This window comes from Kitasatospora nipponensis (assembly GCF_039528135.1).
GTDB classification, from domain to species: Bacteria; Actinomycetota; Actinomycetes; order Streptomycetales; family Streptomycetaceae; genus Kitasatospora; species Kitasatospora nipponensis.
Window position 1 is genome coordinate 78,599 of sequence record NZ_BAAALF010000003.1, and the last position, 13,050, is coordinate 91,648.

Sequence of the window (13,050 nt, forward strand, 5' to 3'; positions counted from 1 at the left end):
GCCGTTGGAGGTTTAGAACAAGGCCATGTGGCTGTTCTTCCTCGTCCCGGCCTGCGTCGTCGCCGTCGTCTCCTGTCTACGGCTGGTCCGAGCAGCGGCCGCGGCCGACGCCCTGGCCGGCCTGGAGGACGAGGAGCCCGAGACGGTGGCGATCGGCCTGTACGAGACGGCCTACCTGGCCGGCGGCCCCGAGCGGGTGGTGGACCTGGCGCTGGTCCTGATGAGCGGGCGCGGCCGGCTGCACCTGGCGCACACCGGCTGGACGACCGTGGTGGACCCGCAGGGCCGCAGCCGCCTGGAACGGGCGCTGATCTCCGAGATCGGACCGCACGGGCAGTGCCGCACCGCCGAGCTGCGCGAGTCGCTAGCCGACCATCCGACGGTGGCCGAGATCGGCTCGCGGCTCTCGCTGGCCGGGCTGGCCACCCCGGTCACGGTGCGCGAGAGCACCGCGCTGGCCGTGCGCCAGGTCCGCCAGGCGCTGGTGCTCTCGGTGGTGCTGCTGACCGGCGCGATGACGCTGGCCTCACCCGTGGAGGGCAACGCGGCCGCCACGCTGGCCTGGTTCTCGCTGCCGCTGATCCTCACCACCGGCACGCTGCTGATGGCCCGGGTCGACGTGCACCCCTACACCCGGTGGGCGGCGCCGGCCGGGCAGGAGGTGCTGCGCGGGATCCGGCTGCCGCAGTCGCCCAGCGGCCGCGGTGAGGCGGCCGACGCCGAACGGCAGTTGCTCACCGCGGTGGCCATGGGCGGACCGGACGCCGTCCCGGACGCGCGGCTGCGCGCCGCGCTGCGCCCGCTGCGGCGCTGAGGCACCGCGGCGGGCAGCAGGGCGCGTGACCCGTCAGGCCAGGCCGCCCAGCAGCTCGGCGACCGGCTTGCGGCGACCGGTGTAGAACGGCACCTCCTCGCGCACGTGCAGGCGCGCGCGCGAGGGGCGCAGGTCGCGCATCAGGTCGACGATCCGGTGCAGCTCGTCGGCCTCGAAGGCGAGCAGCCACTCGTAGTCGCCCAGCGCGAAGGAGGCCACCGTGTTGGCCCGCACGTCGGGGTAGCCGCGCGCCATCTTGCCGTGCTCGGCCAGCATCGCCCGGCGCTCCTCGTCGGGCAGCAGGTACCACTCGTAGGAGCGCACGAACGGGTAGACGCAGACGTAGCCGCGCGGCTCCTCGTCGGCCAGGAAGGCCGGGATGTGCGACTTGTTGAACTCGGCCGGGCGGTGCAGCGCCATGTTCGACCAGACCGGCTCCAGCAGGCGTCCCAGGCCCGTGCGGCGGAAGCGGTTGTACGCCTCCTGCAGGTCGTCGGAGCTCTCGGCGTGCCACCAGATCATCAGATCGGCGTCCGCGCGCAGCCCGGAGACGTCGTAGGTGCCGCGCACCGTGACGTCCTTCGCGTCGAGCTGCTCGAACAGGGCGTCCACCTCGGCGGCGAGGGCGGCCCGGTCGTCCGGGAGGGCGTCCCTGAGCTTGAACACCGACCACATGGTGTAGCGGATGACCTGGTTGAGGTCCCGGGCCTTCTTCTTCTGCGGCGCCGGGGCGCCGGCCTGCTCAGTGGTCTCAGTCATGCGCCCATTGTCCCTTCCGTCGGGCCTGCTCCGGGCAGCGGGGTCAGCACCTCGGCCACCGCGCGCCGGGCACCGGCGACGCAGGCCGGGATGCCCACGCCGTCGTAGGCGGCGCCGGCCAGCGCCAGGCCGCCGAGCCCGGCCACCGCCGCGCGGATGCGGTCCACCCGGGCCTGGTGGCCCACCGGGTACTGCGGCAGGCCGGCCCGCCAGCGGGTCACCGCGCTGGCGTACGGCAGGGCCGCCAGGCCCACCGCGGCGCGCAGGTCGGCCAGCGAACGGGCCACCAGCTCGCCGTCGTCGAGGTCGAGGGCGGCCTCCTCGCGGTGGCGGCCCAGCGAGGTGCGCAGCAGGAAGGTGTCCGGGGCGGCCCGCCCCAGCCAGTCCCACTTCTGCGAGGAGAAGGTGGCGGCCTTGATCGAGCGGCCGTCCACCGGGGGGACCAGGAAGCCGCTGCCGGGCGGGGTGAGCGGCAGGTCGGCGCGCCGGAACGCCATCGTGACCAGGGCCATCCCGGCGTACTCGACGCCGGCCAGCTCGGCGGCGGCGCCGGGGGCGTGCGGGGCGAGCAGGGCGGCCGCCACCGGCGCGGGCACCGCCAGCACGACCGCGTCGGCCTCGATCAGCCGCTCGGCGGTGACCACCCGCCAGCCCGCGGGGGTGCGCAGCAGCTCGCGCACCGGGGTGTCCGTGCGCAGCTCGGCGCCGGCCCGCCGGCAGGCGGCGGCGACCGCGACCGGCAGCGTGCCGATGCCGCCGCGCAGCCCCTGGAAGACCGGGCCGGCCGCCTGCGGACGGTCCAGCAGCTCGTGCACGCCGGCCACCAGCGGTCCGCCGCGCTGCGCGATCGGCAGCAGCTGCGGGACGGCGGCGCGCAGCGAGATCTCGTCGGCCCGCCCGGCGTAGACACCGCCCAGCAACGGCTCCACCAGCCGGTCCACCACCTCGCGGCCCAGGCGGGCGGCCACGAAGGCGCCGATCGCGACGTCCTGGTCGACGGCCGGCTGCGGGCGCTCGGCGCGGGCCCGCCGCAGCCCCTGGTCGGTGAGGACCGTGGAGGCGGCCAGCGCGGCGAGGTCGCCGGGCACGCCCATCAGCTGACCGGCCGGCAGCGGGCGCAGCGCGTCACGGGTCCAGACGGCGGCCTTGGCGGTGCCCGGCGGCTCCAGGACATCGGCCAGGCCGACCTCCCGGGCGAGCTCGACGGCCTCCGGGCGGCGGGCCAGCATCGACTCGGCGCCGAGGTCGACCTGCACCCCGCCCACCTCGCCGGTCAGCAGCTTGCCGCCGAAGCGGTCACCGGCCTCCAGCAGGGTCACGGCGGCCCGCGCCGGGCCGCCGGCCGCGCCGCTGAGGTACGGGGCGGCGGCCAGTCCGGCGATGCCGCCGCCGATCACGACGACCTTCGGTAGTGGTTGCGACATGCCCCGCAGTCTCGCAGAGCGGGCCGGGCCGCCCGCCCGGCAGGGTCCGCCGGCGCGCCCACCGGCGACCCGAGGGTGCGTCAGTTGCCGTGAGGGGAACGTGTCGTGACCGTGACGGAGCCGCAATCCCGGGACCGAAACCCGGACCGCGGCCCACTCGTCCAAGCGGGGACGGACCGAGCGGTCCGCGGAAGAGGGGGCGACGGGGATGGGCATGCGGAGAACGGTGGCGGCCGGCGTGGCGGTGGCGGCGGTCCTGGCGGTGGGCGGCTGCGGCGCGGCGGTGGAGTCGGGGCAGAAGTCGAGTGCGGTGGGCCCGGCCGCGGCCGGCGCGCCGACCGCGGGGGTGCCGATGGCGCCGGGCACGGTGGCGGGCGCGCTGCCCAGCGGGGCGCCCGGCGCGGGCGCGACGGGTGGCGCGGGCACGGCGGGCGGGGCGCCGCCCGCGGCCTCCGGCCGGGCGATCGCCTACACCGGGCGGGTGGACCTGGAGACCACCTCGGTGGAGGCCGCGGTACAGCGGGCCGAGCAGCTGGCGACCGAGCAGTCCGGCTACGTGGCCGACGAGAGCAGCAGCAGCGGCGGCAGCGACCAGGCCGGGTCCCAGGGCGCCCAGCTGGTGGTGAAGGTCCCCTCCGCCGCCTTCAGCACGACCTTCGACCGGCTCGCCGCGCTCGGCACGGTGCTGGAGCGCAGCAGCCAGGCGGACGACCTGACCGCGAAGGTGGTGGACGTGGACAGCCGGGTGAAGAGCCAGCAGGCCAGCGTCGACCGGATCCGGGCCCTGATGGCGGACGCCAAGACGCTGGCCGAGGTGGTCTCCCTGGAGAGCGAGCTGACCAGCCGCGAGGCGGCCCTGGAGTCGCTGCAGAGCCAGCAGCAGGCGCTGGCCGGGCAGACCTCGCTGTCGACCATCACCGTGAACATCAAGCAGACCCGGCCGGCCACTGGTGTGGTGGCGCCGAAGCCGGCCCGGCACACCGGTTTCTGGGGCTCGGTCGGCGGGGCGCTCGGCGGCGGCTGGCACGTGCTCTTCACCGCGGTCCGGATCCTGCTGATGATCCTGGCGGCGCTGGCACCGTTCCTGCTGGTCCTGCTGCCGGTGGGCTGGCTGGTGCTGCGCCGGCTGCGGCGCACCGCGGCGGCCACCGCCGTGACGCCGGGCGCGGGCGGCCCGGCCGCCGCCGACGACGAGGCCGCCGGGGACGGACCGCAGGACCCGGCGAAGGCCGAGCAGGGCGCCGCGACGACCTAGTCGCGGCGGCCCGCCGGACGGCTCAGCGCGCGCTGGCCTCGTGCACGAAGGCGACCAGGCGGCTGAGCGCGTCCGGGTCCATGCTCGGCAGCACGCCGTGGCCGAGGTTGAAGACGTGCCCGCTGGTGCCGAGCGCGGAGGCCGAGTGCAGCACCTCGCGGGCCCGGGTCTCCACCACCTTGGTCGGCGCGAAGAGCACCGCCGGGTCGAGGTTGCCCTGCAGCGCCTTGCCGGGTCCCACCCGGCGGGCGGCCTCGTGCAGCGGCACCCGCCAGTCGACGCCGACCACGTCGGCGCCGACCTGGCCCATCAGCGAGAGCAGCTCGCCGGTGCCGACGCCGAAGTGGATCCGCGGCACGCCGTACTCGGCCACCGCGTCGAAGACCCGGGTGCTGGCCGGCATCACGAAGCGCCGGTAGTCGTCGGGGGCCAGCGAGCCGACCCAGGAGTCGAAGAGCTGGACGGCCGAGACGCCCGCCTCGATCTGCACCTTCAGGAAGCCGGCGGTGATCACCGCGAGCCGGTCCACGAGCTCGGCCCAGAGCTCGGGCTCGCCGTACATCATCGCCTTGGTGCGCTCGTGGTTCTTGGACGGACCGCCCTCGACCAGGTAGCTGGCCAGCGTGTAGGGGGCGCCCGCGAAGCCGATCAGCGGGGTGCTGCCGAGCTCGTCGACCAGCAGGCCGACCGCCTCGGTGATGTAGGGGACGTCCGAGGGCTCCAGCGGGCGCAGCCGCTGCAGGTCCGCCCTGGTGCGGATCGGGTCGGCGATGACCGGGCCGACGCCGGGCTTGATGTCGACGTCGATGCCCACGGCCTTGAGCGGCACCACGATGTCGCTGAAGAAGATCGCGGCGTCCACCTTGTGCCGGCGCACCGGCTGCAGGGTGATCTCCTTGACCAGCTCCGGGCGCATGCAGGAGTCGAGCATCGGGATGCCCTCGCGCACCTTGAGGTACTCGGGCAGCGAGCGGCCGGCCTGCCGCATGAACCAGACGGGCGTGTGCGGCACCGGCTCGTTGCGGCAGGCCCGCAGGAACGCGGAGTCGTGCGCGGCGCCGCGGCGCGCCGGCGGCCGGGCGGCGCCGGCGGGGTTGGGCACGGCGGGCTGGACTGCGGTTGTCTCACTCACCCCGCCATCCTCCCACGCGCCCCGCCGCCCACGGCCGCGGCCCGCTCGTGCGATCGTCCAGGACGGCGCCGGGGCGGGCGCAAGCCGCCGGACGGGTCTGCGTGCCGATGCCCCGGGAACTGCCGGACAGGGCCTAGTCTTCAGGTCATGGCAGCGGTCGGCGGGAACCCCGCACAGCAGGGCGGAACGGGCAAGGAGTCGGCGCCGATCGGGTTCCGCAGCGCGGTGGAGGCGCTGACCGGGGTCGAGCCGCGCCCCGAGGTGATCTTCTCCCCCACTCCGGCGCCGCGCCGACTGGCCCCGTTCAGCTGGGCGCTGACCGCCTCGGTGGAGGTGGACGGCGAGGAGCTGGCCGACGGCCGCTTCGTGCTGCTGCACGACCCGGCCGGGCAGGAGGCCTGGCACGGCGAGTTCCGGGTGGTCACGATGACCCGGGCCGACCTGGAGCCGGAGATCGCCGGCGACCCGATGCTCTCCGAGGTCGGCTGGTCCTGGCTGATGGACGCGCTGCAGACGCACGGCGCCGGCTTCGCGGAGCCCGGCGGCACGGTCTCGCGCAGTTCCTCGCAGTACTTCGGCGCGCTGGCCGATCGGCCCTCCTCCACCGAGATCGAGCTGCGGGCCTCCTGGACACCCGCCGACGGCCGCTTCGAGCGGCACCTGACCGCCTGGGCGGACCTGCTCTGCGTCTGCGCGGGGCTGCCGCCGACCGCTCCCGCGCCCCTGTCGCTGCCTGACGCGCCGTCACTCGGCGGAGTGGTCCCGATGCCGGCCAGGCGCCGACCGCGCTCACACTGAAGGCTGACGGCGCCCCGGTGCGCCCGACGGCCCGTCCCGGCCGCCCCTAGCGCCGCGCCGGTCGCCGCCGATCCGCGCAGAGCCCGGTCAGGGCCCGGGTCCGGCCTGTTCCGGGCCCGCCGGGGAGCTCGCCGACGGACGCCCACAGCCCCGCACGGAGCGTCAACCAGCGCCACGACAGTGACCGTTCAAGCCCGTTCTCGACCGCTTTCGACCGGCTTGCGGGCATGTCGCATCAGTCACCTGCTCGATTTGTCCGTATTGTGACTCACCAGATCGTGATCTTTCGCTAAAGCCGGGCACGGATGATGCCGAAGCAGTCTGTGACCCTTTCCACACGCGGAACACTCCGACTCCTTCGCCCATCGGGGTTCCGTCCGCCACTCCCCTCAGGAGGCACGGTGTCGGTCCTTCTCGAGCACCCCGCAAACGTGGTCGCCTACCGCCCGACCAAGCCCACCGCGATGGTGGTGATCGCCGACCCCCGGGTCCGCAACACCGTCACCCGTCATCTCTGGGCGCTCGGCGTGCGCGATGTCATCGAGGTGTCGTCCATCGCGGAGGCCCGTCCCCGGGTCTCCACCCCGCGTGACATCTGCGTGGCCGACGTCCACCTGCCGGACGGCTCGGGCCTGACGATCCTGGCCGAGACCCGGGCGGCGGGCTGGCCCAACGGCCTCGCGCTCTCCGCCGCCGACGACATCGGCGCGGTCCGCAGCGCGCTGGCCGGCGGCGTCAAGGGTTACGTGGTGACCGGTACCCGGACCAACGTCGCGATGCCCGGGCGCCCCGGGCTGCCGCTGGGCGCGGGCGGCCTGGCCGGCCGGATGCGCCGCCCGGGCATCCCCGGTGCCCCCGGCCACCTCGGTGCGCCCGGCGCCCCGGGCGCCCCCGGCGCCCCCGGCGCGCAGCCCTCGGCCTACCGCGAGCTGTCGGGGCGCGAGGTGGAGGTGCTGCGACTGGTCGCCGAGGGGCAGTCCAACAAGGCCATCGGCGTCGCGATGGGGCTCTCCGCGCTCACCGTCAAGAGCCACCTGGCCCGGATCGCCCGCAAGCTGGGCACCGGGGACCGGGCCGGCATGGTCGCCGTCGCGCTGCGCACCGGCATCATCCACTGATCGAACGCGCGGCGGTCCGGAGGAACGTTTCCTCCGGACCGCCGCCCGCATTCCGGCAGGTCCCGGCCTGACGATCAGGCTCCTGCCGGCGAGGCTCGTCGTACTCTTGGGGAGTGACCGACGCCGCAGAAGCCATCGCCCTAGAGACCGCACCGGTGCCGCTCCTCGAACCGAGGGAAGGCCTGCCACCGGTCGTGGCGGACGAGACGGCACTGGCCGCCGTGGTCACGGCCTTCGCGGCCGGCAGCGGCCCGGTGGCGGTCGACGCCGAACGGGCGTCCGGCTACCGCTACGGCCAGCGCGCCTACCTGATCCAGCTGCGCCGCGCCGGCGCCGGAACCGCGCTGATCGACCCGATCGCCTGCCCCGACCTCGCCCCGCTGGGCGCGGCCCTGGCGGACACCGAGTGGGTGGTGCACGCGGCGACCCAGGACCTGCCGTGCCTGGCCGAGGTGGGGATGCGCCCCGCCCGCCTCTTCGACACCGAACTCGCGGGCCGGATCGCCGGGTTCGCCCGGGTGGGCCTGGGCCCGATGACCGAGAACGTACTCGGCTACTCGCTGGCCAAGGAGCACTCCGCGGTGGACTGGTCCACCCGCCCGCTGCCCGAGCCCTGGCTGCGCTACGCGGCGCTGGACGTCGAGGTGCTGGTCGAGTTGCGGGACGCGCTCGAGCAGGAGCTGGAGGGCCAGGGCAAGCTCGGCTGGGCGCTGGAGGAGTTCGCGGCGATCGCCGCGGCCCCGCGCCCGGCCCCCCGGGTGGACCCCTGGCGGCGCACCTCGGGCCTGCACAAGGTGCGCCGGCGCCGGCAGTTGGCGGCGGTGCGCGAGCTGTGGCAGAGCCGCGACCAGGCGGCCCAGGACCGCGACGTCTCACCGGGCCGGGTGCTCTCGGACGCCGCGATCGTGAACGCGGCGCTGGCCATGCCGACCTCCTGGCAGACCCTGCAGGCCGTCCAGGGCTTCGGTCCGCGGGTGCACCGGCGCCAGCTGGAGCAGTGGATCGCCGCCATCGAGCGGGCCCGCGCGATCCCCGAGCCGCAGTTGCCGCCGGCCGCGGCGCCGCACGACGGACCGCCGCCGCCGCGCGCCTGGGCCGAGAAGGACCCGGTGGCCGCCGCCCGGCTCTCCGGCGCCCGGGCCGCGATCTCCGAGCTGGCCGAGGCGCACCGGCTGCCGCCGGAGAACCTGATCACCCCCGAGCTGGTCCGCCGGGTCTCCTGGGACCCGCCCACCGAGCCGACCGCCCCCGCGGTGGCCGGCGCGCTGCGCGCGCTCGGCGCCCGGCAGTGGCAGGTGGAACTGGTCGCCGGCGCGATCGCCACCGCCTTCACCACCGCCCGCGAGGCCGCGCAGTAGCCCACAAGCGACAAGCGACGGAGGAGCGCCGGAGCGCGGAGCGTCGACACCGGGTCAAGAGCACCCGGAGGCGAACGCCGGGAAGCAGGCTGGCGTGAGCCGAAGGGTGCGCCGGTGTCGAAAGCGACAAGCGACAAGCGACGGAGGAGCGCCGGAGCGCGGAGTGTCGACACCGGGTCAAGAGCACCCGGAGGCGAACGCCGGGAAGCAGGGTGGCGTGAGACACACGGTGGGGGGTGGGTCGGCCCTGGGCAAGTTGGTTACCGACCAGTAGCATGGCGGTGAAGCAGCGCTGCTCGGGCCGTCCGCCTCGTCGGACGCCTGGTCGCGGCCCTGTGAACCCGTTCTGTTGGTCCCTGGGAGGAGAGCCCCCGTGCCTCGTACCGCGAGGGACGTCGTCTTCGTCGATGGCGTCCGCACCCCGTTCGGCAAGGCCGGCCCGAAGGGCATCTACCACGAGACCCGCGCCGACGACCTCGTCGTCAAGTGCATCCGGGAACTCGTGCGCCGCAACCCGAACCTGCCCGTCGAGCGCATCGACGAGGTGGCCGTCGCGGCCACCACGCAGATCGGCGACCAGGGGCTGACCATCGGCCGCACCGCCGCCCTGCTGGCCGGCCTGCCGAAGTCCGTCCCGGGCTACTCCATCGACCGGATGTGCGCCGGCGCGCTGACCGCCGTCACCGCCACCGCGGGCGGCATCGCCTTCGGCGCGTACGACGTCGTGGTCGCCGGCGGCGTCGAGCACATGGGCCGCCACCCGATGGGTGAGGGCGTCGACCCCAACCCGCGCTTCGTCTCCGAGAAGCTGGTGGACGAGTCGGCCCTGTTCATGGGCATGACCGCGGAGAACCTGCACGACCGGTTCCCGCACCTCACCAAGGAGCGCTGCGACGCCTACGCGGTGCGCTCGCAGGAGAAGGCCGCCAAGGCGTACGCCAACGGCGACATCCAGCCCGACCTGGTGCCGATCACGGTGCGCAACACCAACCCCGAGGCCGGCGAGACCGGCTGGGGCCTGGCGACGGTCGACGAGCCGATGCGCCCGGGCACCACGATGGAGTCGCTGGCGGGCCTCAAGACCCCCTTCCGCCCGCACGGCAACATCACCGCGGGCAACTCGGCCGGTCTGAACGACGGCGCCACCGCCTCGCTGCTGGCCGCCGAGGACGTGGCCGAGGAGCTCGGCCTGCCGGTCAAGATGCGCCTGGTCTCGTTCGCCTTCGCGGGCGTCGAGCCCGAGGTGATGGGCATCGGCCCGGTGCCGGCGACCGAGAAGGCGCTGGCCAAGGCCGGCCTGACGATCGAGGACATCGGCGCGTTCGAGGTCAACGAGGCCTTCGCGATCCAGGTGCTGGCCTTCCTGGACCACTACGGCATCGCGGACGACGACGAGCGGGTCAACCCGTTCGGCGGCGCCATCGCCTACGGCCACCCGCTGGCCTCCTCGGGCGTGCGCCTGATGAACCAGCTGGCCCGCCGCTTCGAGCAGCGCCCGGACGTCCGCTACGGCCTGACCACCATGTGCATCGGTTTCGGCATGGGCGGGACCATCATCTGGGAGAACCCGCACTTCGAGGGTGGTAAGTGACCATGAGCACCACGACTGAGCTTCTCCAGCGCGGCGCCGAGCTGTTCCCCGGCGAGGTCGTCACCACCGCGCACGTGCGCCACCTGGACCTGCCCGCGCAGGCCGGCCGGCTCGCGCTGATCACCCTGGACAACGGCTTCGACCACACCAAGCCGACCACCTTCGGACCGGGCTCGCTGGCCAAGCTCTCCGAGTCGCTGGACCAGGTCGAGGCCGAGGCCGCCGCCGGCTCGATCGTCGCCGTGGCGATCACCGGCAAGCCGTTCATCTTCGCGGTCGGCGCCGACCTCAAGGGTGTCGAGGTGCTCAAGGAGCACGGCGACGCGCTGGCCATCGGCAAGGGCGGCCACGAGGTCTTCAAGCGGATCGCGGCGCTGCCGGTGCCGAGCTTCACCTTCTACAACGGCGCCGCGATGGGCGGCGGTGTGGAGATCGGTCTGCACTGCACCTACCGCACCGTCAGCTCCGGCGTGCCGGCGTTCTCGCTGCCCGAGGTCTTCCTGGGCCTGGTGCCCGGCTGGGGCGGCTGCACCATCCTGCCGAACCTGGTCGGCCCGGCGAACGCCGTCAAGGTCATCATCGAGAACTCGATGAGCCAGAACAAGCAGCTCAAGGGCCGTGAGGTCTTCGAGCTCGGCATCGCGGACGCCATCTTCGAGCCGGCCGACTTCCTGGAGCAGTCGCTGCTCTGGGCGGCCAAGGTCCTCAAGGGCGACACCGTCGTCGAGCGCCCGGAGATCGACCGCGGCAAGGCCTGGGACGACGCGGTGCTCTGGGGCCGGATGGTCGCCGACGCCAAGGTGCACGGCGCCGCTCCGGCCGCCTACCGCGCGCTGGACATCATGGCCGCGGTCAAGGACGCCCGACTCGGGGATGCAGCCAGTCTGCAGAAGGGCTTCGACGCCGAGGACGCCGCGCTGGCCGACCTGATCATGGGCGGCGAGCTGCGGGCCGGCATCTACTCCTTCAACCTGGTGCAGCGCCGGGCCAAGCGCCCCTTCGGCGCGCCGGACAAGTCGCTGGCCCGCCCGGTCACCAAGGTCGGCGTGGTCGGCGCCGGCCTGATGGCCTCCCAGCTGGCGCTGCTCTTCGCGCGCCGCCTGGAGGTGCCGGTGGTGCTCACCGACATCGACCAGGAGCGGATCGACAAGGGCGTGGGCTACGTGCACGCCGAGATCGACAAGCTGCTGGCCAAGGGCCGGATCGGCAACGACAAGGCGAACCGGCTCAAGGGCCTGGTGCGCGGCTCGCTGGACAAGGCCGCCGCCTTCGGCGACGCGGACTTCGTCATCGAGGCCGTGTTCGAGGAGATGGGCGTCAAGCAGAACGTCTTCGCCGAGCTGGAGGCCGTGGTCTCGCCGACCTGCGTGCTGGCGACCAACACCTCCTCGCTCTCGGTCTCCGAGATGGCCTCCAAGCTCCAGCACCCGGAGCGCGTGGTCGGTTTCCACTTCTTCAACCCGGTCGCCATCCTCCCGCTGCTGGAGATCGTGCGCGCCGAGAAGACCGACGACGCCTCGCTGGCCACCGCCTTCGGCGTGGCCCGGAAGCTGAAGAAGACGGCCGTGCTGACCAAGGACGCCCCGGCGTTCGTGGTGAACCGGATCCTGACCCGCTTCATGGGCGAGATCCAGGGCATCATCGACGAGGGCACCTCGTTCGAGACCGTCGAGAAGGCCGTGCAGCCGCTCGGCCTGCCGATGTCGCCGATCGCGCTGCTCGAGCTGGTCGGCCCGGCCATCGCGCTGCACGTCTCGGAGACGCTGCGCGGCGCGTTCCCGGAGCGGTTCACCGTCTCCGAGAACCTCGCCAAGGTGGTCAAGGCCGGCAAGCGCGGCTTCTACGTCTGGCAGGACGGCCAGCAGGTCCTCGACCCCGAGGTGCTGGAGCTGCTCTCCTTCGGCGACAGCGTGCTGACCGAGGAGCAGGTGCTGGCCCGCGCGCTGGACGCGGTCGCGCAGGAGATCGGCCTGATGCTCGACGAGGGCGTCGTCGGCGAGGCGCAGGACATCGACCTGTGCATGATCACCGGTGCCGGCTGGCCCTTCCACCTGGGCGGGATCACCCCGTACCTGGACCGTGAGGGCGTCTCGGAGCGGGTGAACGGCCAGAAGTTCCTCGCCCCGGGCGTGGCGTCGATCCCGGCGTAACATCCCGGCCCGTACTCCGCCAGTCGAAGGGCGGCCCGCTCCCCCACCGGAGCGGGCCGCCCTTCGGCGTTCCCCGGTGCGACATCGAGGGCGATCGACCCGTTTCGGCAGTGCACCAAATTATGACAAAGCGCATAATACCGTTAGGCCAAGCGGTTCAGGGTTGCTCACGAAGGAGGCGAGTCGTATGGCCGACGTCTCACATCAAGCAGCAGGCGATCTCTCCACCCACCCCGACATCTCCGAGATGCGCGAGCGGTACGCGCGCATGATGGACGGGCCGCAGGGCGTGGCCGTGGACGGACTGGTCTTCCTGACCGGCCTGTACCTGGCGATCTCGCCCTACGTGGTGCACTTCAGTGCCGCGAGCCACGAGCTGACGATCTGCAACCTGATCCTCGGCATCGGCATCGCCGCCCTCGGGCTCGGCCTGACCATCGCCCCGGCCCGGATGTTCGGGCTGACCTGGGCGATGGGTGCGGCCGGCGTCTTCCTGATCATCTCGCCCTGGGTCGTCACGATCGGCCACACGGCCACCCGCGGCATGATCTGGAACCAGGTGGTCGTCGGTGGTCTCACCTGCCTGCTGGCCTTCACGGCGGCCGGCATGGTGCTGGGCAGCCGCCGCCGGATGTGACCTGACCGGTCGCG

General features: G+C 73.8%; 11 protein-coding genes. 8 read left to right on the forward strand and 3 right to left on the reverse strand.

Annotated elements, in window-relative coordinates:
• Positions 1-25 precede the first annotated feature (25 nt).
• On the forward strand, positions 26-814 hold the full coding sequence (locus tag ABD323_RS01870; RefSeq protein WP_344438212.1) for a TIGR04222 domain-containing membrane protein: 789 nt from the start codon (positions 26-28) through the stop codon (positions 812-814).
• A gap of 33 nt (positions 815-847) precedes the next feature.
• Here the strand turns inward: ABD323_RS01870 and hemQ are convergent, their stop codons facing one another.
• Both hemQ and hemG read right to left on the reverse strand, forming a co-directional pair.
• The gene (gene hemQ / locus ABD323_RS01875) at positions 848-1,573 is read right to left on the reverse strand and encodes a hydrogen peroxide-dependent heme synthase (protein ID WP_344438214.1); all 726 of its coding nucleotides are present in this window, start codon (positions 1,571-1,573) and stop codon (positions 848-850) included.
• The gene (gene hemG / locus ABD323_RS01880; protein WP_344438218.1) at positions 1,570-2,997 is read right to left on the reverse strand and encodes a protoporphyrinogen oxidase; all 1,428 of its coding nucleotides are present in this window, start codon (positions 2,995-2,997) and stop codon (positions 1,570-1,572) included. The genes hemQ and hemG overlap by 4 nt, the downstream gene beginning before the upstream one ends.
• A 208-nt stretch (positions 2,998-3,205) precedes the next feature.
• Between hemG and ABD323_RS01885 the strand changes: the two genes are divergently transcribed.
• Entirely contained in the window at positions 3,206-4,252 is a 1,047-nt protein-coding gene (locus ABD323_RS01885; RefSeq protein ID WP_344438220.1) for a DUF4349 domain-containing protein, read from the forward strand.
• A gap of 22 nt (positions 4,253-4,274) precedes the next feature.
• On the opposite strand, the gene hemE is transcribed toward ABD323_RS01885, so the two are convergent.
• Complete coding sequence (gene hemE / locus ABD323_RS01890; RefSeq protein ID WP_344438289.1) at positions 4,275-5,354, reverse strand: uroporphyrinogen decarboxylase; 1,080 nt, start codon at positions 5,352-5,354, stop codon at positions 4,275-4,277.
• A 177-nt stretch (positions 5,355-5,531) separates the two neighbouring features.
• Here hemE and ABD323_RS01895 point away from each other — a divergent pair, with 177 nt between their 5' ends.
• The 6 genes from ABD323_RS01895 (at position 5,532) to ABD323_RS01920 (ending at position 13,036) form a co-directional block, all read left to right on the forward strand.
• Entirely contained in the window at positions 5,532-6,182 is a 651-nt protein-coding gene (locus ABD323_RS01895; protein ID WP_344438223.1) for a DUF3000 domain-containing protein, read from the forward strand.
• Between the two features lie 401 nt (positions 6,183-6,583).
• Complete coding sequence (locus tag ABD323_RS01900) at positions 6,584-7,300, forward strand: LuxR C-terminal-related transcriptional regulator (RefSeq protein ID WP_344438225.1); 717 nt, start codon at positions 6,584-6,586, stop codon at positions 7,298-7,300.
• A 113-nt stretch (positions 7,301-7,413) separates the two neighbouring features.
• Positions 7,414-8,658, forward strand: coding sequence for an HRDC domain-containing protein (locus tag ABD323_RS01905; RefSeq protein ID WP_344438227.1), 1,245 nt, complete (start codon positions 7,414-7,416; stop codon positions 8,656-8,658).
• Between the two features lie 373 nt (positions 8,659-9,031).
• Complete coding sequence (locus tag ABD323_RS01910) at positions 9,032-10,249, forward strand: thiolase family protein (protein ID WP_344438230.1); 1,218 nt, start codon at positions 9,032-9,034, stop codon at positions 10,247-10,249.
• 2 nt (positions 10,250-10,251) lie between these two features.
• Positions 10,252-12,399: a 3-hydroxyacyl-CoA dehydrogenase NAD-binding domain-containing protein gene (locus ABD323_RS01915; protein WP_344438232.1), complete on the forward strand. Its 2,148-nt coding sequence runs from the start codon at positions 10,252-10,254 to the stop codon at positions 12,397-12,399.
• Between the two features lie 187 nt (positions 12,400-12,586).
• Complete coding sequence (locus tag ABD323_RS01920; RefSeq protein WP_344438234.1) at positions 12,587-13,036, forward strand: SPW repeat protein; 450 nt, start codon at positions 12,587-12,589, stop codon at positions 13,034-13,036.
• Positions 13,037-13,050: the final 14 nt, after the last annotated feature.